The sequence below is a fragment of the Streptomyces asoensis genome, from assembly GCF_013085465.1.
In the GTDB taxonomy this organism is placed as follows: domain Bacteria; phylum Actinomycetota; class Actinomycetes; order Streptomycetales; family Streptomycetaceae; genus Streptomyces; species Streptomyces cacaoi_A.
The window spans coordinates 2,131,962-2,152,660 of sequence record NZ_CP049838.1; the positions used below are offsets into that span (position 1 = coordinate 2,131,962).

The following is a 20,699-nucleotide window of genomic DNA, read 5'->3' on the forward strand; positions in this document are numbered from 1 at the left end:
TCAGGCCTCCTTCGTCTCGACGGGGCCGGCGGCAGGGCCGCCGGGACGGCGGGTGCGGCGCAGCGGCGGCTGGGCACCCAGGCTCTTCGGGTCGAGGCCGGACCACTTGTGGCCGCTCGCGAAGAACTTCCGCCGAGCGATGAGCGTCATCAGCGGCTTGGTGAAGAAGAAGACCACGACCACGTCCAGGACGGTGGTCAGGCCCAGTGTGAACGCGAAGCCCTGGACCTTGCCGACCGTGACGATGAAGAGCACCGCAGCGGCGAGGAACGACACGAAGTCGGAGACCAGGATGGTGCGCCGGGCACGCGGCCACGCCCGCTCGACGGCGGGGCGCAGGGTACGGCCCTCGCGGATCTCGTCCCGGACGCGTTCGAAGTACACGATGAACGAGTCCGCCGTGATGCCGATGGCGACGATGGCGCCACAGACGGCGGGCAGGTTCAGCGCGAAGCCGATGGCCGGGCCGAGCAGCGCCATGAGCACGTAGGTGAGGGCCGCGGAGACCAGCAGCGACGCGAGCGCGATCAGCGCCAGGCCGCGGTAGTAGGCCACCAGGTAGATCACGACCAGCAGGAGACCGATGGCGCCGGCCAGCAGACCGGCGTGCAGCTGGTCACCACCGAGCGCCGCCGTCACCGTGGTCACGCTCTGCTCCTGGAAGGAGAGCGGGAGCGCACCGTAGGACAGCATGTTGGCGAGGCCCTGGGCCTCCTCCTGCGTGAAGCTGCCCGAGATCTGGGCCTGGCCGCCGGTGATGGAGTTCTGCACGAACGGGCTGGAGACGACGTTGCCGTCGAGCACGATGCCGAACTCGTTCTGCGGCTGGGTGTTCTGCGCGAGCTGGCCGGTGATGGTGGCGAACTTCTTGGCGCCGGACTTGTTGAAGTCCATGGTGACCTGCCAGCCGGCGGCGGTCTGCGTGTCGTAGACGGCCTGGGCCTTGTCGACCTCGGTGCCGTCGACGGCGGCCGGGCCGAGCAGGTACTTGTACCAGACCTTGTCGATCTCACCGCAGGCCACGGTCGTGTCCTCGGGCTTGACGCCCTCGCCGGCCTTGGCCCGGACCGACTCCTTGGAGCAGTCCAGGGCGGCGTACTTGGCCTGGAGCGCGGCGTCGTCCGCGGTGACGGCGGCGCCGCTGCTCGCGGAGGCCGACGGGCTGGCGGAAGAGCTCGCCTTGGCGCTGGCGGAGGCCGACGGGGTCGAGTCGGCCTTCAGCGCGTCGGTGACGGCGCGGCCCTGCGAGGTGGCGGAGGCCGACGGGGAGGACGAGGAGGTCGCCTTCTCACCCGTGCCGGAGGCGCTCGCCGAGGGGCTCGGAGAGGCACTGGAGGAGCCGCTCGGGGACGCGCTCGGCGAGGCGGCGGCGGAGCCGGTGGCCTCCTGGGCCAGGACCGGACGGAAGTACAGCTTGGCGGTGGTGCCGACCTGCTCCCGGGCCTTCTCCGAGTTGGTGCCCTTGGGGATGTTCACGATGATGTTGCGACTGCCCTGGGTCTGCACCTCCGCCTCGGAGACGCCCAGCCCGTTGACACGGCGGTTCATGATCTCGACCGCGGTGTCCATGTTGGCCTTGTTGATCGCTGATCCCTGGTCCGACTTCGCCTCCAGCGTGATGCTGGTACCGCCGGCAAGGTCGATGCCGAGACGCGGAGTGGTGTGACCGGAGGCGAACATGCCTGCGGTGAGCCCCACGATGGCGATCAGGATCAGGGCCAGCGAGCGCCCTGGCTTGCTCTGGGCACTCGCGCTCCGGCCCTTCTTAGGTGCTGCCACCTTCTCGTACTCCCTCTCGGGCCACCTCGCGCCGGGTCAGCGCGGCGGCGGCCATGACATGGTGTCGGGATCCCCTGGCGAGATGCGCGTGCCCCGGCGCGGACGGGCGGGACCCGTGCGCGCCGGGGACGGGGCTACTTCTTCGCGTCGGAGTCGCCGTCGGTCTTCTTCGGCTCTTCGGCGGCCTCGGCCTGCTCGGCGTCGGCGTCCTTCTCCTGCACCTCGTCGGTCGCGTCCTTCTTGCCGAGGTCGACGGCCTTGTCGTCGGAGGCGGCGGCAGCGTCGTCGACGGAGTCGTCGGTCTCGGCGGACTCGGTGAGGGAGGAGGCGTCGTCCGGGACGACGTCGGAGTCGGACTTCAGGTCGTGCTCGATGCCGTGGACGATGCGGTTGTACTCGTCGTCGGTCAGGACGGCACCGATGGAGTTCTTCGCGAAGAGCAGGTCGACGCCCGGACCGGCGTCGAGGAGGACCGTGTCCTCGTTGACCTCCTTCACCGTCGCGTACATGCCCCCGATGGTGCGGACACCACTGCCGGGCTGCATGTCGTTTCGCATGGCGGCGGCCTGCTGCTGCTTCTTCTTGGCCGACCGGGTCATCAGGAACATGGCCCCGATGAGCACGATGAACGGGAGGAGGGTCACAGGACTCACGGGACGGACTTCCTTCGGACGACCGCGATGGTGGAGCGGCCTGTTGGATGGGGGTTGTGTGCTGCCGACAACGGCGGCATCGGCGGAGTCTAAGCGAGTCCGCGCGCATGGAACAACGCTCAGCATGGCACCTGGGTTCCTGACCCGGCCAACACCTCCGCCGCAGTCCTCCGCGTCACGCCCCGAACAGGTCCTGTTGTCCACTTCCCTGAGCCGGGGTGAGGCCGAGGTGCGCCCACGCGGCCGGGGTCGCCACCCGCCCTCGAGGGGTACGGGCGAGCAGTCCCTCCCTCACCAGGAAGGGCTCGGCCACCTCTTCCACGGTCTCACGCTCCTCCCCCACCGCCACGGCGAGGGTGGACAGACCGACCGGGCCGCCGCCGAACAGCTTCAGCAGGGCCTCCAGGACCCCGCGGTCGAGACGGTCCAGGCCGCGGCCGTCCACCTCGTAGACCTTCAGCGCGGCCTCCGCGATCGCGCGGGTGATCCTCCCGTCGGCCTTGACCTGCGCGTAGTCGCGTACGCGGCGCAGCAGGCGGTTGGCGATCCGGGGGGTGCCGCGGGAGCGGCCGGCGATCTCGGCGGCGCCGTCGGTGTCGATCTCCACGTCGAGGAGGTCCGCGGAGCGGTGGATGACGCGCTGGAGTTCGGCTGGCTCGTAGAACTCCATGTGCGCCGTGAAACCGAAGCGGTCGCGCAGCGGGGGCGGCAGCAGGCCCGCGCGCGTGGTGGCGCCGACCAGCGTGAACGGGGGCAGCTCGAGCGGGATGGCGGTGGCGCCGGGGCCCTTGCCGACGATGACGTCGACGCGGAAGTCCTCCATCGCCATGTAGAGCATCTCCTCGGCCGGCCGCGACATGCGGTGGATCTCGTCGAGGAAGAGGACCTCGCCCTCCTGGAGGGAGGAGAGGATCGCCGCGAGATCGCCCGCGTGCTGGATGGCGGGGCCGCTGGTGATGCGGATCGGGGCGCCCATCTCGGCGGCGATGATCATCGAGAGGGTGGTCTTGCCGAGGCCCGGGGCACCGGAGAGCAGTACGTGGTCGGCGGTGGCGCCACGCGCGCGTGCGGCGCGCAGGACGAGGTCGAGCTGTTCGCGGACCTTCTCCTGGCCGATGAACTCGCCCAGGTCCTTGGGGCGCAGCGCTGCCTCGACGGCCTGGTCCTCACGGTCGGCGACAGAGCCGACCAACCGCTCCGGGGCGGTCTCTTCGGTCGTGTCGTCCCAGTTCACTGACGTCTCTCCTAGCGGGCGCGGTTCAGGGTCTGAAGGGCGGCCTTCAGGAGGTGGCCCACCTGGGGCGCGCCGTCCGCGGCCTCGGCCTGCGGGGTCACGGCGGCGACCGCCTCGTCGGCCTCGCGGGTCGCGTAGCCGAGGCCGATCAGGGCGGCGTGCAGCTGGTCGCGCCAGCCGCTGGTGACCGGTGCGCCGACCACGGGGGCGCCGAGCGGCTCACCCAAGCGGTCCTTCAGTTCCAGCAGCAGCTTCTGGGCGCCCTTCTTGCCGATGCCCGGCACCGCGATGAGGGCCTTCTCGTCACCCGTGGCCACCGCGCGGCGCAGGGCGTCCGGCGCGTGGACCGCCAGCATGGCCTGGGCGAGCCGGGGGCCCACCCCGCTCGCCGTCTGGAGCAGCTCGAAGACCTGGCGCTCGTCGTCGTCCACGAAGCCGTACAGGGTCAGCGAGTCCTCCCGTACGACGAGGGAGGTGGCGAGCTTGGCCGACCGGCCGAGCCGGAGCGTGGACAGCGTGTTCGGCGAGCACTGGATGGCCATGCCCACGCCACCCACCTCGACCACGGCGGTGTCGGGAGCGAGTGCGGCGACGGTGCCGCTGACGAAGGCGATCATGCCGTACGGCCTTTCGGTGTCGTCTGTGCTGTGGCCGTGTGCAGGGCGACGGCCCGCTGGAGTCGGTTCTGCGCGGGGCCGCGCCAGATGTGGCAGATGGCGAGCGCGAGGGCGTCGGCGGCGTCGGCGGGCTTGGGCGGCGCGTCGAGCCGCAGCAGGCGCGTGACCATCGCGCCGATCTGGGCCTTGTCCGCGCGCCCGCTGCCGGTGACGGCGGCCTTGACCTCGCTCGGGGTGTGCAGGGCGACGGGGATGCCGCGGCGGGCGGCGCACAGCATCGCGACGGCGCTGGCCTGGGCGGTGCCCATGGCCGTGCTGACGTTGTGCTGGCTGAACACCCGCTCCACGGCGACGTATTCGGGGCGGTACTCGTCGAGCCACCGCTCCATGCCCTGTTCGATGCCGACGAGGCGCTGCCCCAACTCGGCGTCCGCGGGCGTCCGTACGACACCCACGCCGAGCATGGTGAGCGGCCGGCCCGCGACCCCCTCGACGACACCGACGCCGCATCGCGTCAGTCCGGGGTCCACCCCCAATACCCGCACGCGCCTTCCCCTCTTCGCGGCTGAACCGTCGCTGCGGTCCGTGGCCGGTGATCTCTGACTCTCGCCAGGCTATCCGCTGCCACCGACAACGACGTCGGGCCGGTAGGACGTGTCCCACCGGCCCGACGGATCCGCTCAGTTCGCGGCGGCGCTACGCGTCGACCTTCTCCATGACCTCGTCGCTGACGTCGAAGTTGGCGAAGACGTTCTGCACGTCGTCGCTGTCCTCGAGCGCGTCGATCAGCCTGAAGATCTTCCTCGCGCCCTCCTCGTCCAGCTCGACCTGCATGGTCGGGACGAAGTTGGCCTCGGCGGAGTCGTAGTCGATGCCGGCTTCCTGGAGGGCGGTGCGGACCGCGACCAGGTCGGTGGCCTCGGACAGGACCTCGAAGGACTCACCGAGGTCGTTGACCTCCTCGGCGCCCGCGTCGAGGACCGCGCCGAGCACGTCGTCCTCGGCCAGCTCACCCTTGGGGACGATGACGACGCCCTTGCGGTTGAAGAGGTACGACACCGAGCCCGGGTCGGCCATGGAGCCGCCGTTGCGGGTCATGGCGACGCGGACGTCGGAGGCGGCGCGGTTGCGGTTGTCGGTGAGGCACTCGATGAGCACCGCGACGCCGTTCGGGCCGTAGCCCTCGTACATGATCGTCTCGTAGTCGGCGCCACCGGCCTCGAGACCGGCGCCGCGCTTCACCGCGGAGTCGATGTTCTTGTTCGGGACCGAGCTCTTCTTGGCCTTCTGAATGGCGTCGAACAGCGTCGGGTTGCCGGACACGTCCGCGCCACCGGTACGGGCCGCGACTTCGATGTTCTTGATCATCTTCGCGAAGAGCTTGCCGCGCTTGGCGTCGATCACGGCCTTCTTGTGCTTCGTCGTAGCCCATTTAGAGTGGCCGGACATCTGCCTGTCTCCTTCGCGTAACCCAACCTGGACGAACTCCCCGGGCCTGCGGAGCCTGAGGGGACCCCCAGATCCTACAAGGACTCCGCTGACCGGTTCGCGCGCACCATGTCGACGAACAGGGCGTGCACACGGTGGTCGCCGGTCAGTTCCGGGTGGAACGACGTGGCGAGCGCGTTGCCCTGGCGGACCGCGACGATGTGGCCCTCGTGCTCGGCCAGCACCTCGGTCGCGGCACCGACGGACTCGACCCAGGGGGCGCGGATGAAGACGCCCTCCACCGGATCGCCCGCGATGCCGTTCACGTCGAGGGCGGCCTCGAAGGACTCGTTCTGTCGTCCGAACGCGTTGCGGCGCACGATCATGTCGATGCCGCCGACGGTCTCCTGGCCCGAGCGCGGGTCGAGGATCTTGTCGGCGAGCATGATCATGCCCGCGCAGGTCCCGTAGACGGGCATTCCGGCCCGCACGCGCGCGCGGAGGGGCTCCATCACGCCGAAGAGGACGGCCAGCTTGGAGATGGTGGTCGACTCACCGCCGGGGATGACGAGACCGTCGACCTCGGCGAGTTCCTCGGGCCGCCGCACCGGCCTGGCCACGGCGTCGGCCGCGGCCAGGGCGATGAGGTGCTCCCGGACGTCGCCCTGGAGTGCAAGGACGCCTATGACAGGGGCTTCGTGGCTCATGGGAGTGGTTACCAGCCGCGGTTGGCGTAGCGCTCGGCCTCGGGCAGGGTGTCGCAGTTGATGCCGACCATGGCCTCGCCCAGGTTCCGGGAGGCGTCCGCGATGATCTTCGGGTCGTCGTAGAAGGTGGTGGCCTTCACGATGGCGGCGGCGCGCTTGGCCGGGTCACCGGACTTGAAGATGCCGGAGCCGACGAAGACGCCCTCGGCTCCGAGCTGGCGCATCAGCGCGGCGTCGGCCGGGGTCGCCACGCCACCGGCGGAGAACAGCACCACGGGGAGCTTGCCGAGCTCGGCGACCTCCTTGACCAGCTCGTACGGGGCACGCAGGTCCTTGGCGGCGGCGTACAGCTCGTTGTTGTCGAAGCCGCGCAGCCGGGCGATCTCGTTCTTGATCTGGCGCAGGTGACGGACGGCCTCGACGACGTTGCCGGTGCCGGCCTCGCCCTTGGAGCGGATCATCGCGGCGCCCTCGGCGATGCGGCGCAGGGCCTCGCCCAGGTTGGTGGCACCACAGACGAAGGGGGTGGTGAACGCCCACTTGTCGGAGTGGTTGACCTCGTCGGCCGGAGTGAGGACCTCGGACTCGTCGATGTAGTCGACGCCGAGCGACTGGAGGACCTGGGCCTCGACGAAGTGGCCGATCCGGGACTTCGCCATCACCGGGATGGAGACCGCCTCGATGATCTCCTCGATCATGTTGGGGTCCGACATCCGGGCCACGCCGCCGTCCTTGCGGATGTCGGCCGGGACCCGCTCCAGCGCCATGACGGCGACGGCGCCCGCGTCCTCGGCGATCTTCGCCTGCTCGGCGTTGACCACGTCCATGATCACGCCGCCCTTGAGCTGCTCGGCCATACCGCGCTTCACGCGCGCGGTGCCGGTCTCGGGGGTCTGGTTTTCGGAGATCGTGCTGGACACGGGGTGACCTCACTCGTAGGAAAAGGGGGCTTCGGCAGCAACGAGGAAACGCGAGTGGACCAGTCCACAGCAAGGGCCAATGGAAAGCCCGTGGATCCTTTTCGGCCGATCATGCCGTCGGCCATGGGTTCAGGCCGCGCGGTCCGCGAGGGCGGGTGGCGGTTCGTCGTCCATCTCGAACGCCAACGGGAACGGGGCGTGGCCGGCCAGCCGGAACCAGCGGACCTTGCGGTGCTGGCGCAGTCTGCGGACCGCGCCCACGGCGTCGTTGTGGAAGCGGCGGGCCATGGGGACCCGGCGGACTGCCTCGGTGAGCTCACGGGCCGCCGCGTCTCCGCCGGGCGCCTCGCGTACGACGTCCAGTTGCCGCGCGTCCTCGAAGACGGCCCGCAGGGCCTGGCTGAGATCGCTCTCGGCGACCTCCCGCTGCTCCTCCTCAGCCTGCCGCGCCGCGTGCGCGGCCTCGTACAGGACGATCGAGGCGGCAGGGTCGAGCACCTTGGAGGTGGCCAGCTCCTGGGCCACGGACGCCCGGCGCAGCAGCTGTGCGTCCAGCGCGGCGCGGGCGGCGTCGATACGGGCGTGCAGCCGGTCCAGCCGTCCCGCCGTCCAGCTCAGGTACAGGCCGATCGCGACGAGAACGACCAGGGTCCAGATCAGGGTTGCGGTCACGGGCGGCAAGGCTACCCGTGACCTTCACGGCGGCGGGGCGGGTCAGTCCCGCGCCAGTCCGAGCCGGGCCCGCAGACCCGCCGATCCCCGGTCGTCGTCGGCCGCCACCGCCGCCGCGCCGGCCGTCACCGTCTCGTACACCGACAGGATGTCCGCGCCGACGGTCGACCAGTCGAAGCGGCGTACGTGCGCGCTGCCCCGCTCCCGCAGCCCGGCTCGGCGCTCCGGGTCGCCCAGGAGCCGTACCGCCGCCTCGGCCAGGGCGTCCGCGTCCTCGTTGGCGAACAGCTCGCCGGCCGCTCCCTGGTCGAGGACCTGGGCGAAGGCGTCCAGGTCGGAGGCGAGCACCGGGGCCCCGGCCGACATGGCCTCGACGAGGATGATGCCGAAGCTCTCACCGCCGGTGTTGGGCGCGACGTACAGGTCGACGCTGCGCAGGAAGCGCGCCTTGTCCTCGTCGCTGATCATGCCGAGGAACTCCACACGCGCGTGCAGCTCCTTCGGCAGGTTCTCCACCGCCTCCTTCTCGTCGCCGCGGCCGGCGACCAGCAGCCGGGCGTTCGGGCGCTCGGCGAAGATCTTCGGCAGCGCCCCCATCAGCACGGGCAGGCCCTTGCGGGGCTCGTCGATGCGCCCGACGAAGCCGATCGTGTCGCCCTGCCACTCGGGGTTGGGCTCGGCCTTGGCGAAGAAGTCGACGTCGACGCCGTTGGGGATGACGACCGCGTCCCCGCCGAGGTGCTCCACCAGCGTGCGCCGGGCGTACTCGCTCACCGCGATCCGCGCGCTGATCTTCTCCAGGGCGGCCTGGAGGATGGAGTACGCGGCGATCATGGCGCGCGAGCGCGGGTTGGACGTGTGGAAGGTGGCCACGATCGGGCCCGAGGCCGCCCAGCAGGTCAGCAGGCCGAGCGACGGCGAGGTCGGCTCGTGGATGTGGACGACGTCGAACGACCCGTCGTGCAGCCAGCGCCGCACGCGCGCGGCGGACAGGAAGCCGAAGTTGAGGCGCGCCACCGAGCCGTTGTACGGCACCGGGACCGCGCGGCCGGCCGAGACGACGTACGGCGGCAGCGGGGTGTCGTCGTCGGCCGGGGCCAGGACGGACACCTCGTGGCCGAGCCGGATGAAGTACTCGGCGAGGTCGCGGATGTGGAACTGGACGCCGCCCGGCACATCCCAGGAGTACGGGCAGACGATGCCGATTCTCACGCGGGGTCCCCGTCCGACGGGCGGGGTTCCAGGTCCGCGAGCCACAACCGCTGCAACATGTGCCAGTCCTCCGGGTGGTCGGCGATGCCGGTGGCGAAGGCGTCTGCCAGCGACTGTGTCATGACAGACGTCTTCTCGGCCCGCGTACCTGACTGGGGTACCTCGACCGGGGGATGCACCCGGCCCCGCATGACGGGCGAGTCGTCGTACCAGAGCGTGACGGGGAGCAGCAGCGCGCCGGTCTGCTGGGCGAGCAGGGCGGGTCCGGCGGGCATCGTGGCGGTGTCCCCGAAGAAGTCCACCTCGACCCCGGAGGCGGACAGGTCGCGCTCGGCGACCAGGCAGACCAGCCCGCCGTCGCGCAGCCGCCGGGCCAGGGTCCCGAAGGCGGTACCGCCGCTGTGCGGCAGCACCTCCATGCCGAGGCCCTCCCGGTAGGCGACGAACCGGTCGTACAGCGTCTCCGGCTTGAGGCGCTCGGCGACGGTGGTGAAGGGCGTCCGGAGCTCGGTGGTGACCCAGGCGCCCGCCAGGTCCCAGTTGCCCATGTGCGGCAGGGCCAGGATGACGCCCCGGCCGGAGGCGATCCCGTCGGTCAGGTAGTGCACGTCCTTGACGGCGAAACCGTTGCTGATGCGCTCGGCGCTCCAGGCCGGCAGCCGGAAGGACTCCATCCAGTACCGCAGATAGGAGCGCATCCCCGCGCGCGAGAGCTCGGCCAGGCGCTCGGGGCTCGCGTCCGGCACCACGCGCGCGTAGTTGCTCTCCAGCCGTCGCACACCCTTGCCGCGTCGCTTCCACGCGAGGTCGGCGACGGTGCGGCCGAGGCGTACGGCGACGGGCTCGGGGAGCTTCTTGACGGTGCTCCAGCCGAGGCCGTACAGCGCGTCGGTCAGGCGCTCCTGGGCGCTCACTTGGCGGCCTCGCTCCCCTGCGCCTCGTGTCCCTGGGACTCCGTGTCCTCCTGGGCCTCCTGGGCCTCCTGGGCCGCGGCGGCCTCCGCCTCGGCCGACTCGCGCCGGACCGTGACGACCCGCTGGATCAGGGTGACGAGACTGCCGACGGCGACGATCCACAGCGCGATCGGCAGCAGCACCTGGATGCCGGGCACGCCGAACGTGTGCAGACCCGCCAGACCGGCCGCGACCAGGGAGATCACCAGGCGCTCGGCGCGCTCCACGAGCCCGTTGACGGCGACGGGCAGGCCGATCGACTCGCCCCGGGCCTTCGTGTACGACACCACCTGGCCGCTGGCCAGACAGAAGATCGAGACGGCGCACAGGACGTTGTCGTCGCCGTTGCCCGCGTACCAGAGCGCGAAGCCGCCGAAGATCGCGCCGTCGGCGACCCGGTCGAGCGTGGAGTCGAGGAAGGCGCCCCAGCGGCTGGTCCGGCCCAGCTGGCGGGCCATGTTGCCGTCGACCAGGTCGGAGAAGACGAAGAGCGTGATCACGATCGTGCCCCAGAAGAACTCGCCCCTGGGGTAGAAGACCAGCGCGCCCGCGATCACGCCGGCGGTGCCGAGGAGCGTGACCGTGTCAGGGCTCACACCCCGGCGGATGAGAAACGCGGCGAACGGTGTGAGGACACGCGTGAAGAATGCACGCGCGTACTTGTTCAGCATGGCCTTCCCGAGGGTCGGTGTCGCCGCGCGGCCCCTGCTGGCCGCCGGCTGGCCCATCGTAGCCACGCGCGCGTGTGTGCGACGGTCGGGCACCCGGACCCCCGTGTCACGGCCCGACGGCATCCGGGTCGCGTCCGCCGTATGGACGCGCCGTGACCGGAGTGGAAAGCTCGAAGGACCGCGGGCGTCGCCGGAGCCGCCATCGCACGCGGGGCCGCCGTGCCCGCGCCCCCAGTGACCTCACCGTGTTCGGGAGGCAAGGAAAATGGGCGACAAGGCGAATGCACATCCCGGAGCCGCCGGCAGGGCTACAGCGGCCGACCACCCCGCGTCCGTACGGAATGTGGTGCTGGTCGGCCACTGCGGATCGGGCAAGACGACATTGGTGGAGGCTCTCGCGCTGACGGCGGGAGCGGTGAACCGGGCGGGCCGCGTGGAGGACGGCGGCACCGTCTCCGACTACGACGAGATCGAGCACCGGCAGCAGCGCTCGGTACAGCTCTCCCTGGTGCCCGTGGAATGGGACGGCATCAAGGTCAACGTCCTCGACACCCCCGGATACGCCGACTTCGTCGGAGAACTCAGGGCCGGTCTGCGCGCCGCGGACGCGGCCCTTTTCGTCGTCTCGGCGTCGGACGGCGTGGACGGCTCGACCCGGATGGTGTGGGAGGAGTGCGCGGCCGTCGGCATGCCGCGCGCGATCGTCGTCACCCACCTGGAAGCCGCCCGCGCGGACTTCGAGGAGATGACGCGGATCTGCGCGGAGGCCTTCGGCGGCGACGACCCGGACGCGGTCCTCCCGCTGTACCTGCCACTGCACGGGCCCGAGGGGCCGGACGGGCACGCGCCCGTGACCGGACTGACCGGACTGCTGTCCCGGAAGCTGTTCGACTACTCCACCGGCGAACGCAAGGAGTCCGAGCCGGGCGAGGACCAGCTGCCGGACCTCGAGACGGCCCGCAACCGGCTGATCGAGGGGATCATCGCCGAGAGCGAGGACGAGACCCTCATGGACCGCTATCTCGGCGGCGAGCAGATCGACGTCAAGACGCTGATCGAGGACCTGGAGCGGGCCGTCGCGCGCGGCACGTTCTTCCCCGTCCTCGCGGCCGCCCCGGCCGCCGAGGGCGCCCGGCAGGGCCTCGGCACGGTCGAACTGCTGGAACTGGTCACCAGGGGCTTCCCGACCCCCCTGGAGCGCCCGGCGCCCCGCGTGACGACGATCGACGGCGAGCCGCGCGAGCTGACCTCGTGCGATCCGGACGGGCCCCTGGTCGCGGAGGTCGTGAAGACCTCGTCCGACCCCTACGTGGGCCGCGTCTCGCTGGTCCGGGTCTTCTCCGGCACCCTGCACCCCGACGAGACCGTCCATGTCTCGGGGCACGGCCTCGCCGACCGCGGCCACGAGGATCACGACGTCGACGAACGCATCGGCGCCCTGTCCGCGCCGTTCGGCAAACAGCAGCGGAACCTGACGCACTGCATCGCGGGCGACCTCGCGTGTGTGGCGAAACTCGGCCGCGCGGAGACCGGCGACACCCTGTCCGCCAAGGGCGACCCGCTCCTCATGGAGCCCTGGCAGATGCCCGACCCACTGCTGCCGCTCGCCATCCAGGCGCACAGCAAGGCCGACGAGGACAAGCTCTCGCAGGGTCTGGGCCGGCTGGTCGCCGAGGACCCGACGATGCGCCTGGAACAGAACCAGCACACCCACCAGGTGGTCCTGTGGTGTCTGGGCGAGGCCCACTCGGACGTGGCCCTGGAGCGGCTGCGCTCCCGCTACGGGGTCCAGGTCGACGTCGTCCCGCACAGGGTCCCCCTCCGGGAGACGTTCGCGGCGAAGTCCGGCGGACGCGGACGGCACGTCAAGCAGTCGGGCGGACACGGCCAGTACGCCATCTGCGAGATCGAGGTGGAACCGCTGCCCGGCGGCACGGGCATCGAGTTCGTGGACAAGGTCGTCGGCGGCGCGGTGCCCCGGCAGTTCATCCCGTCCGTCGAAAAGGGGGTACGGGCGCAGGCGGCCAAGGGGGTGGAGGCCGGGCATCCGCTGGTCGACATCCGGATCACCCTGCTGGACGGCAAGGCGCACTCGGTGGACTCCTCCGACGCCGCGTTCCAGACGGCCGGCGCGCTGGCGCTGCGGGAGGCGGCCGCCGAGGCGCGGATCCATCTGCTGGAGCCGGTGGCCGAGGTGACCGTCCTGGTCGGCGACGCGTACGTGGGCGCCGTGATGAGCGATCTGTCGGGGCGGCGCGGGCGGGTGCTGGGCACCGAGCAGACCGGCGGCGGGCGCACCCTCGTCAGGGCCGAGGTGCCCGAGATCGAGATCGGCCGGTACGCGGTCGACCTGCGCTCCCTCTCTCACGGCACGGCACGCTTCCAGCGCGCGTACGCCCGGCACGAGCCGATGCCGGCACAGGTCGCCGAGAAGGTCCGCCAACAGGCACAGAGCGGCTGACGGTTGATGCCCGCTGGCCCTCAAGTGGCCGGTGGGGCACCGTAGTGGAACGTTTCCCTCCGATTCGGCGGGCGGCTTCGGCCGTCCGCCGACGGATGTCACCGCCTGCGGATACGCTGATGACCTGATCAACAGGTGTGCGAAGTACGGAAGTCGGGAAAGCCGCAGAAGCGGGAGCGGCGGCGATCGGGGGCGGGAATGACCGTTGACAGCGGTTACGCGGACATCTTCGGACCACAGGTGCCGCAGACGGGCGACGGCGGGCAGACGCCGACCTTCGCCCTGGCCTCGGCGGCCTACCGGGACAACCCGGTCGAGGACATCAAGAAGGCCGACAACGAGTGGCACCAGACCGCGGTCAATCCCGGCCGCAGCTGGGCCAAGATCTTCCGGCCCAACCTCGGCGAGGCGTTCTCCCAGGCGGTGATCGACCGCATGCTGGGCGTCGGCCGCAAGCCGCTCATCCAGTCCTTCGGCAGTGAGCCGCAGGCCGTCGTCGAGCACTGCCTCGCGGCCAACCGCATCCGCCGCGAGCGCGACCAGAAGCTGACCGGCGTGATGCTGCTGTGCGGTGTGCTCTTCCTGCCCGGGCTGCTGGTGTGGCTGCTGGTCTTCCAACTGCGGGCGACCATGGGGAGGCTGGACAACAAGCGGGTCTCCGGCGTCGGCACCGGCCTGCTCGTCGCCGTGGGCGCCCTCGCCGTGCTCTTCCTGGTCAAGATGCCGTTCGGCGGCCTCGTGGGCTGGTACGCGCGCGGGTGCGTCGTGGCGCCCGTGGCCGGCTGGTTCCTGGCCAAGCGGATCTGCGAGGGCACCGCGACGGACCTGCGCGAGCGCTGGGACGGCCTGCTCGCCGGCAGCAGCGTCGGCGCCAAGGTCCCCGAGGCCGTGCCGACCAGCCCGAACCAGACGGCGGCCGAGCAGCTGCGCCAGTCCCTGGCCCGGCTCAGCGCCGAACAGCAGTCCAACTCGGTCTTCTACGCCGGTCCCAAGGGCATACTCGGCATGGGCACACGCTGGGGCGCCTGGCACCTCGCCGAGGAGCTGGCACCGCTCGACCCCGTGAAGGGCGTCCACGAGTTCCGCAGCTGGACGGTCGTCCGGGCCATCCACGACCAGCTGAAGCTGCTGCCCAGGCAGAGCCTGAAGACCGGCGGCTTCCCGCCGCCCTCGGTCCGGCACTGGATCGTCACCCCGGTCGGCGAGAACGCCAAGGCGGTGGCCCGGCCGGAGGGCACCGACGTCGAGGCGTACCAGGTCAAGCCGAGGGCCATAGAGGACATCTGCAACAACCAGCAGTTCGGCGGCGGCGACCGGCACTACCTGGGCGTCCAGTGGCCGCTCTGGGACGGCCAGTTGATCATCACCATGCTGATCACGGTGACGGTGCTGCACGAGACGCTGCGCATCGAGGTCACCGGGCACGCCCTGGGCCCGGTGAACGGCCTGTTCACCACGAAGTCCGAGGCTCCCACCAAGGAGGTCGCCAAGAGCGTCCGGTTCTGGGAGACGCGGACGGTCAAGCTCCCGCTGGTCACCCCCGACGAGGTGGTCCGGCTGGCCGCGCGGGCGACGATCAGCTGGTACCCGCCGCTGCTGAAGTGGCTCGGCGGTTCCATCGGCCTGCCCGAGCCCTTCGGTCTGCGGCACGCCTGGGCCGACCAGCCCTGGCGGCACCGCTTCATGGCCGACGACGCGCTGCGCGCGGCCACTCCGGTGCTGCGTGTGGTGCACACGGCCGCGATCAAGGTGCTCAAGGAACACGACGTGGACATCGACAAGTTCAGCTCGCGCTCGTCGGCTCTCAGCGGTGCGGTTCAGGACGTGTCACCGCGTAAGGCCGACAGCTACGACGCGTAGGCCTCCGGCGGTTGGCCGGAGTCGTGCGGGTGTCTTGGGGCGCCGTGCCCCTGGGGGCTGCGCCCCCAGACCCCCGCTTTCGGCCTGGACGGCCTCGTCCTCAAACGCCGGACGGGCTGGATTGCCCGGGCCGGGCCGGACAGCCGCCGGACGGGCTGGAATACCCGGGGGCCGGGCTGGAGGTCCCGGTCGGGGCCTCCGGGCAAGCCGCTAGGCCGATGCCGGCCAGGCCTCTGCGAGCATTTTTCTCGTGTCTGCCAGGAGTTGCGGGAGTACACGCGTGTGGCCCACGACCGGCATGAAGTTCGTGTCGCCGCCCCAGCGGGGCACGATGTGCTGGTGCAGGTGGGCGGCGATGCCGGCGCCCGCCACGGTCCCCTGGTTCATGCCGATGTTGAAGCCGTGCGCGCCTGACGCCAGGCGCAGGGCCGTCATCGCCTGCTTCGTCAGTTCGGCGAGCTCGGCGGTCTCCGGCACCGTCAGGTCGGTGTAGTCGGCGACATGCCGGTAGGGGACGGTCATCAGGTGGCCGCCGTTGTAGGGGTACAGGTTCAGCACCGCGTACACGTGCTCCCCGCGCCGGACGACCAGCCCGTCCTCGTCGGACTTGGCCGGGATCGAGCAGAAGGGACAGCCGTCGTCGGCACCCGGGCCGGTCGGCTTGTTCTCACCCTGGATGTAGGCCATCCGGTGGGGCGTCCACAGACGCTGGAACGCGTCCTGCGTGCCCACTCCGATCTGCTGTTCCGGCTCACTCGTCATGCAAGGCAGCATATTGCTTCGCCCATTCGCGGCGTGTCGGCGGGGCTGCGGGAAAAGCCTCGCGGGCCAAGCTTGGCCGATGGAAGAAGACAGCCGTCTGGCCCGCTGGGAGCAGAGCACCGAGGTCCCCCTCGCGCTGGCCTCCCTGGCCTTCCTCATCGGGTACGCCATCCACGTCCTCGCCCAGCACATCACGGACGGCTGGCGGGACCTCTCCTTCGCCGTGATGCTGATCGCGTGGGCGATGTTCGGCGTGGACTACGCGGTGCGCTGGCGGCTCAGCGGAGAGCGGCTGCGCTTCGTGCGCACCCACTGGCTGGACGGACTGGTCGTCCTGCTCCCCCTGCTGCGCCCGCTGCGGATCGTCAAGCTCTACGAGGCCGTGCAGCGCCGGCACGGGGAGCCCCGGTTCTCGCTGCACGCGCGTGTGATCACCTACGCCGGGCTGTCCACGGGACTGCTCGGCTTCGCCGGCGCGCTCGCGGTCTACGACCAGGAACGCGGGGCGCCGGGCGCGAACATGAAGACCTTCGGCGACGCCCTCTGGTGGACCTGCGAGACGCTCACCACGGTCGGCTACGGCGATGTCACCCCGGTCACCAGGGGAGGCCGGCTGATCGCGGTCGGCATGATGGCGTGCGGGCTGGCGCTGCTGGGTGCGGTGACCGGGTCGTTCTCGTCGTGGCTGATCCAGGTGTTCTCGCAGGAGGGCGACACCCAGGACACCCGGCACGGCGAAGGGCCCCCGGAGAGATGAACTCCCCGGGGGCCCGCGCACGACAGGGTCAGATCTGCGTCCGCTCCTCGACGACCTTCGCGATCTTCGCGATGGCCTCGTCGAACGGGATGCCGTTCTCCTGCGAGCCGTCGCGGTAGCGGAAGGAGACCGAGCCGCCCGACATGTCCTCGTCGCCCGCGATGACCATGAAGGGCACCTTCTGCTTCTGGGCGTTGCGGATCTTCTTCTGCATCCGGTCGGAGGAGGAGTCCACCTCCACCCGCAGGCCCTTCTTCTTCGCGGCCGCGGCGAACTTCTCCAGGTACTCGACGTGTCCGTCGCCGATCGGGATGCCGATCGCCTGGACGGGGGCCAGCCACGCCGGGAAGGCGCCCGCGTAGTGCTCCAGGAGCACCGCGAAGAACCGCTCGATCGAGCCGAAGAGGGCACGGTGGATCATCACCGGGCGCTGCTTCGAGCCGTCGGGGCCGGTGTATTCGAGGTCGAAGCGCTCCGGCAGGTTGAAGTCGAGCTGGACGGTCGACATCTGCCAGGTGCGGCCGATGGCGTCCTTCGTCTGGACGGAGATCTTGGGGCCGTAGAAGGCGGCGCCGCCCGGGTCGGGCACGAGCGGGAGGCCCTGCTTCTCGGCGACCTGGCGCAGCGTCTCGGTCGCCTCCTCCCAGACCTCGTCGGAGCCGACGAACTTCTCCGGGTCCTTGGTGGACAGCTCCAGGTAGAAGTCGGTCAGGCCGTAGTCGCGCAGCAGGCCGAGGACGAAGGTGAGCGTCTTGTCGAGCTCCTCCGCCATCTGCTCGCGGGTGCAGTAGATGTGCGCGTCGTCCTGGGTGAAGCCGCGCGCGCGGGTCAGGCCGTGCACCACGCCCGACTTCTCGTACCGGTACACGGTCCCGAACTCGAACAGGCGCAGCGGCAGCTCACGGTAGGAGCGGCCACGCGCGTCGAAGATCAGGTTGTGCATCGGGCAGTTCATGGGCTTGAGGTAGTAGTCCACGCCCTCGTCGAGCTGCATGGGCGGGTACATGCCGTCGGCGTACCAGTCCAGGTGGCCCGAGGTCTCGAAGAGCTTCCCCTTCGTCGCGTGCGGGGTGTAGACGAACTCGTAGCCCTCCTCCTCGTGACGGCGGCGCGAGTAGTCCTCCATGACCCGGCGGATGATGCCGCCCTTGGGGTGGAAGACGGCGAGGCCGGAACCGATCTGCTCCGGGATCGAGAAGAGGTCCAGCTCGCTGCCCAGCTTGCGGTGGTCGCGCTTCTCGGCCTCGGCGAGGAAGTCGAGGTGGGCCTTCAGCTCCTCCTTGGAGGGCCAGGCGGTGCCGTAGATGCGCTGGAGCATGGGGTTCTTCTCGCTGCCGCGCCAGTAGGCGGCCGCGTTGCGCATCAGCTTGAACGCCGGGATGTTGCGGGTGGTGGGCAGGTGGGGACCGCGGCAGAGGTCCTTCCAGCACAGGTCACCGGTCTTGGCGTCCAGGTTGTCGTAGATCGTCAGCTCGCCGGCGCCGACCTCGACGTCCGCGCCGTCGTCGGTGGAGGCCGAGCCCTTGATGCCGATCAGCTCGAGCTTGTAGGGCTCGTCGGCGAGCTCCTCGCGGGCGGCCTCGTCGGTGACCACGCGGCGGGCGAACCTCTGCCCCCGCTTCTGGATCTCCTGCATCTTCTTCTCGACGGCCTTGAGATCCTCGGGCGTGAACGGCTTCTCGACGTCGAAGTCGTAGTAGAAGCCGTCCTTGACCGGCGGGCCGATGCCCAGCTTGGCCTCGGGGAAGAGCTCCTGCACCGCCTGGGCCATGACGTGCGCGGTGGAGTGGCGCAGGATGTTCAGGCCGTCCGTGGAGGAGATCTCGACGCCCTCGACCTCCTCGCCGTCGACGAGCACGTACGACAGGTCCCTGAGCTCGCCGGCCACGCGCGCGGCGATGATCGAGCGCTCGCCGGCGAAGAGGTCGGCGGCCGTGGTGCCCGTCGTCACCGTGCGCTCTTCCCGCTCGGAATCGCGTTGGATGATCACACGGACGTCCGACACCGGTATCTCCTGACTGAAGGTGGGTGCGGCGCCATACCCTGGGCGCGCGCAAGAGGCGATGGTACCGACCCGCACCCGCCGACCGCGAAATCAGTCCCCCGGCTGTTCCCCTTCGCAGTCTTCCTCGAAGTAGTCCGTGCCCGCCGCGTTCCCCTGCATCGATTTCATCAGCCGGTCCCGCTCGGCCTCGTCGACCAGCACGGGTACGACCCCGCAGGCGCCGGAGAGCCTGCGGAACCCGCCCCTGCTCTCCAGCCGGCCCTGCACCCGTACCGGCAGTCCGACCAGGTGGGCCTGCCCGGCGATGCGGTAGTCCTCCTCGTCGAGGGTGAGCCGGACGTGCGGGATCTCGGCGCCGGCCAGCACCCGCAGCCGTACGCTGCCTTCGCCGCGCGGCCCCGACCTGCGCATCCGGACGACCGCGCCGGTGATCCGCACGGGCACGGAGGGCTCCGCACGGAGATAGCGGGCGCCCGCCTCGCGCAGTACGGACAGGTCGCCGGGCGAGAACTCGACCGGTTCACCGCCCGCGGCGCACGCCTCGGGGACCCCGGCGGCCGGCGCCCACTCGACGGCGATGCGGGCGCCCTCGGTGCCCCGGACGAGGGTGATCAGCGCCTCGGTGAGCTCACGGCTGGCGCCGGCCTCCACGGCGCCGTCGAAGGCGTCCATGCCCCCGGTGGCCCGCTGGTAGTCGATGGCCTCACGGACCGCGTACAGGGCCTGGTGGAGGCGGACGGCGAGGGGGCGGGCGGCCGCGACGGGCACGAAGGCCGTCAGACGGCGTCCACCGGGCGCGGAGCCGACGAGGACGCTCTCCAGCGCCGCGAAGGCCGCGCGCCGGTGCCGGGCGCCGTAGTAGCCGACGCGCGCGCGCGTGGCGAGCGCGCCGGCCAGCAGCATCTGCCGGGCGGCGGCCCGCAGCTGTTCGTCGACGGGCCAGGACGCGGCCCCGGCGGGCCCGGCCGGCGTGTCCCGCCACCAGCGGATCTCGTCGCTCGGGACGGCGAGCCCGACGAGCACCTCACGCGCGGAGGGCATGCCGCTGCGGGCCAGCGCGAGCAGCGCCTCGCCGAGCAGGTCGTCGCTGTCGGGGAAGGCCCGGCTCTCCGGCACGAGCAGGCTGGTACCGCCGCCGCCCGGTCCTGGCGGGGTCCAGCGGCCGTAGCGGCCGACGGCGCCGCCGCGCCGCTGCCAGCCGTGCCGGCGCAACAGGGCGCCGAGGACGGCCGGGTCGACCTCGCCGGGCTCGGGCGCCTGGTTCCAGTGGGCTTCGGGGTGCGGCCGTACGGCCCGCAGTGGCTCGTCGAGGGGGCGGTGGGTCATGGTCTGCCTCCCGTCCCGGCCCGCGTCATGATCTCGCACAGCGCCCGGTCGTCGAAGATGCGTGTGGTCGGTATCCGCACGGTGGTCCGGGTCCGGCCGGTGATCGGGTGGCCGGCGAGATTGACCCAGTAGCAGCAGTGCCGCAGTTCGAGGCAGTCGTGGCCGGCACGCAGCCACTGGTCCTGGGACCGCGGGACGAGCATCACGACGAGGATCTTGTGCACCGACACCGGGGTGCGGGCGAGCTTGCGCAGGTGGTCGTTGTCGAGCGTGAAGGAGAAGAAGCGGCCGGGCGGGTTGGGCCGGATCTGGTAGGTCGCCTTGAGCTGCACCTTTATGGTGACCTCGTCGTCGACGGTGTGCCCGGGAGCGCTGTGGCTGACGTGCCAGTCGATGCCGTTGTCCGGGAACGGCTGGGACAGCGAGCATCCCGCCGCCGCCGCGACGGCGTGCAGATAGCCCACCTGGAGTGTCTCCATGCAGGCGGTGGTGGCGAGCGTGCCGCGATGAAGCCCCTCGCGTTCGGGCAGCAGCCCGCCCCGCTCGGGCTGCGCTATCGCCATGACCAACAGCCTTCCACGCAAAGCCAGTCCCCGTGACGGGCCGCTGAACTGCGATGACCCGTACTCGTGTTGTGTCCTTCCGGCGTACGCCGCAAACAGCCCGGGTATCACCAAACAGG

Annotated in this window: 19 protein-coding genes; 3 read left to right on the top strand and 16 right to left on the bottom strand. The window is 70.9% G+C overall.

Features of this window, described 5'->3' with window-relative positions:
• The 12 genes from secD to pgsA all read right to left on the bottom strand — a co-directional run bounded on the left by secD (window position 1) and on the right by pgsA (window position 10,903).
• A complete protein-coding gene (secD, locus tag G9272_RS09440) occupies window positions 1–1,779 on the bottom strand; it encodes a protein translocase subunit SecD (RefSeq protein WP_171396128.1) in 1,779 nt (592 codons plus the stop codon).
• A gap of 134 nt (window positions 1,780–1,913) precedes the next feature.
• Window positions 1,914–2,432 carry a preprotein translocase subunit YajC gene (yajC, locus tag G9272_RS09445; protein WP_171396129.1) on the bottom strand — a complete coding sequence of 173 codons (519 nt, stop codon included), beginning with the start codon at window positions 2,430–2,432 and terminating at the stop codon, window positions 1,914–1,916.
• Window positions 2,433–2,607: 175 nt separating this feature from the next.
• Window positions 2,608–3,666 (bottom strand): Holliday junction branch migration DNA helicase RuvB, encoded by a 1,059-nt coding sequence (gene ruvB / locus G9272_RS09450; protein WP_171396130.1) that lies wholly within the window; start codon window positions 3,664–3,666, stop codon window positions 2,608–2,610.
• 11 nt (window positions 3,667–3,677) lie between these two features.
• The gene (gene ruvA / locus G9272_RS09455) at window positions 3,678–4,283 is read right to left on the bottom strand and encodes a Holliday junction branch migration protein RuvA (protein WP_171396131.1); all 606 of its coding nucleotides are present in this window, start codon (window positions 4,281–4,283) and stop codon (window positions 3,678–3,680) included.
• The gene (ruvC, locus tag G9272_RS09460) at window positions 4,280–4,828 is read right to left on the bottom strand and encodes a crossover junction endodeoxyribonuclease RuvC (RefSeq protein WP_171396132.1); all 549 of its coding nucleotides are present in this window, start codon (window positions 4,826–4,828) and stop codon (window positions 4,280–4,282) included. The genes ruvA and ruvC overlap by 4 nt, the downstream gene beginning before the upstream one ends.
• Window positions 4,829–4,979: 151 nt before the next feature.
• Entirely contained in the window at window positions 4,980–5,732 is a 753-nt protein-coding gene (locus G9272_RS09465) for a YebC/PmpR family DNA-binding transcriptional regulator (protein ID WP_171396133.1), read from the bottom strand.
• A 74-nt stretch (window positions 5,733–5,806) separates the two neighbouring features.
• The gene (gene pdxT / locus G9272_RS09470; protein ID WP_171396134.1) at window positions 5,807–6,418 is read right to left on the bottom strand and encodes a pyridoxal 5'-phosphate synthase glutaminase subunit PdxT; all 612 of its coding nucleotides are present in this window, start codon (window positions 6,416–6,418) and stop codon (window positions 5,807–5,809) included.
• Window positions 6,419–6,426: 8 nt separating this feature from the next.
• Window positions 6,427–7,338: a pyridoxal 5'-phosphate synthase lyase subunit PdxS gene (gene pdxS / locus G9272_RS09475; protein ID WP_171396135.1), complete on the bottom strand. Its 912-nt coding sequence runs from the start codon at window positions 7,336–7,338 to the stop codon at window positions 6,427–6,429.
• Between the two features lie 129 nt (window positions 7,339–7,467).
• Complete coding sequence (locus tag G9272_RS09480) at window positions 7,468–8,010, bottom strand: hypothetical protein (RefSeq protein ID WP_171396136.1); 543 nt, start codon at window positions 8,008–8,010, stop codon at window positions 7,468–7,470.
• Between the two features lie 42 nt (window positions 8,011–8,052).
• Window positions 8,053–9,222, bottom strand: coding sequence for a glycosyltransferase family 4 protein (locus G9272_RS09485; RefSeq protein ID WP_171396137.1), 1,170 nt, complete (start codon window positions 9,220–9,222; stop codon window positions 8,053–8,055).
• The gene (locus G9272_RS09490) at window positions 9,219–10,136 is read right to left on the bottom strand and encodes a phosphatidylinositol mannoside acyltransferase (RefSeq protein WP_171396138.1); all 918 of its coding nucleotides are present in this window, start codon (window positions 10,134–10,136) and stop codon (window positions 9,219–9,221) included. Before G9272_RS09490 ends, G9272_RS09485 begins: the two co-directional genes overlap by 4 nt.
• Window positions 10,133–10,903 carry a phosphatidylinositol phosphate synthase gene (gene pgsA / locus G9272_RS09495; protein ID WP_171401924.1) on the bottom strand — a complete coding sequence of 257 codons (771 nt, stop codon included), beginning with the start codon at window positions 10,901–10,903 and terminating at the stop codon, window positions 10,133–10,135. Before pgsA ends, G9272_RS09490 begins: the two co-directional genes overlap by 4 nt.
• A 208-nt stretch (window positions 10,904–11,111) precedes the next feature.
• Here pgsA and G9272_RS09500 point away from each other — a divergent pair, with 208 nt between their 5' ends.
• Window positions 11,112–13,307: an elongation factor G-like protein EF-G2 gene (locus G9272_RS09500; protein WP_171396139.1), complete on the top strand. Its 2,196-nt coding sequence runs from the start codon at window positions 11,112–11,114 to the stop codon at window positions 13,305–13,307.
• 198 nt (window positions 13,308–13,505) lie between these two features.
• Window positions 13,506–15,167: a hypothetical protein gene (locus G9272_RS09505; RefSeq protein WP_171396140.1), complete on the top strand. Its 1,662-nt coding sequence runs from the start codon at window positions 13,506–13,508 to the stop codon at window positions 15,165–15,167.
• A gap of 210 nt (window positions 15,168–15,377) precedes the next feature.
• Here G9272_RS09505 and G9272_RS09510 read toward each other — a convergent pair whose 3' ends face one another.
• Window positions 15,378–15,941, bottom strand: a complete 564-nt coding sequence (locus G9272_RS09510; protein ID WP_171396141.1) for an HIT family protein — start codon at window positions 15,939–15,941, stop codon at window positions 15,378–15,380.
• Window positions 15,942–16,008: 67 nt separating this feature from the next.
• On the opposite strand from G9272_RS09510, the gene G9272_RS09515 reads away from it, so the two are divergent.
• Complete coding sequence (locus G9272_RS09515) at window positions 16,009–16,686, top strand: potassium channel family protein (protein ID WP_171396142.1); 678 nt, start codon at window positions 16,009–16,011, stop codon at window positions 16,684–16,686.
• Between the two features lie 28 nt (window positions 16,687–16,714).
• Here the strand turns inward: G9272_RS09515 and thrS are convergent, their stop codons facing one another.
• The 3 genes from thrS to G9272_RS09530 form a co-directional block, all read right to left on the bottom strand.
• Complete coding sequence (thrS, locus tag G9272_RS09520; RefSeq protein WP_171396143.1) at window positions 16,715–18,691, bottom strand: threonine--tRNA ligase; 1,977 nt, start codon at window positions 18,689–18,691, stop codon at window positions 16,715–16,717.
• Between the two features lie 90 nt (window positions 18,692–18,781).
• Entirely contained in the window at window positions 18,782–20,017 is a 1,236-nt protein-coding gene (locus tag G9272_RS09525; protein ID WP_171396144.1) for a hypothetical protein, read from the bottom strand.
• Window positions 20,014–20,580 carry a DUF4365 domain-containing protein gene (locus G9272_RS09530; RefSeq protein ID WP_057606934.1) on the bottom strand — a complete coding sequence of 189 codons (567 nt, stop codon included), beginning with the start codon at window positions 20,578–20,580 and terminating at the stop codon, window positions 20,014–20,016. Before G9272_RS09530 ends, G9272_RS09525 begins: the two co-directional genes overlap by 4 nt.
• Window positions 20,581–20,699 lie beyond the last annotated feature (119 nt).

Bases quoted from the DNA above. Each gene is read 5' to 3' on its own strand.
- G9272_RS09505 (WP_171396140.1), top strand. From the start codon at position 13,506: ATGACCGTTGACAGCGGTTACGCGGACATCTTCGGACCACAGGTGCCG.
- G9272_RS09500 (WP_171396139.1), top strand. From the start codon at position 11,112: ATGGGCGACAAGGCGAATGCACATCCCGGAGCCGCCGGCAGGGCTACA.
- G9272_RS09515 (WP_171396142.1), top strand. From the start codon at position 16,009: ATGGAAGAAGACAGCCGTCTGGCCCGCTGGGAGCAGAGCACCGAGGTC.
- G9272_RS09465 (WP_171396133.1), bottom strand. From the start codon at position 5,732: ATGTCCGGCCACTCTAAATGGGCTACGACGAAGCACAAGAAGGCCGTG.
- G9272_RS09525 (WP_171396144.1), bottom strand. From the start codon at position 20,017: ATGACCCACCGCCCCCTCGACGAGCCACTGCGGGCCGTACGGCCGCAC.
- G9272_RS09530 (WP_057606934.1), bottom strand. From the start codon at position 20,580: ATGGCGATAGCGCAGCCCGAGCGGGGCGGGCTGCTGCCCGAACGCGAG.
- ruvA (WP_171396131.1), bottom strand. From the start codon at position 4,283: ATGATCGCCTTCGTCAGCGGCACCGTCGCCGCACTCGCTCCCGACACC.
- pdxT (WP_171396134.1), bottom strand. From the start codon at position 6,418: ATGAGCCACGAAGCCCCTGTCATAGGCGTCCTTGCACTCCAGGGCGAC.
- pgsA (WP_171401924.1), bottom strand. From the start codon at position 10,903: ATGGGCCAGCCGGCGGCCAGCAGGGGCCGCGCGGCGACACCGACCCTC.
- G9272_RS09510 (WP_171396141.1), bottom strand. From the start codon at position 15,941: ATGCTGCCTTGCATGACGAGTGAGCCGGAACAGCAGATCGGAGTGGGC.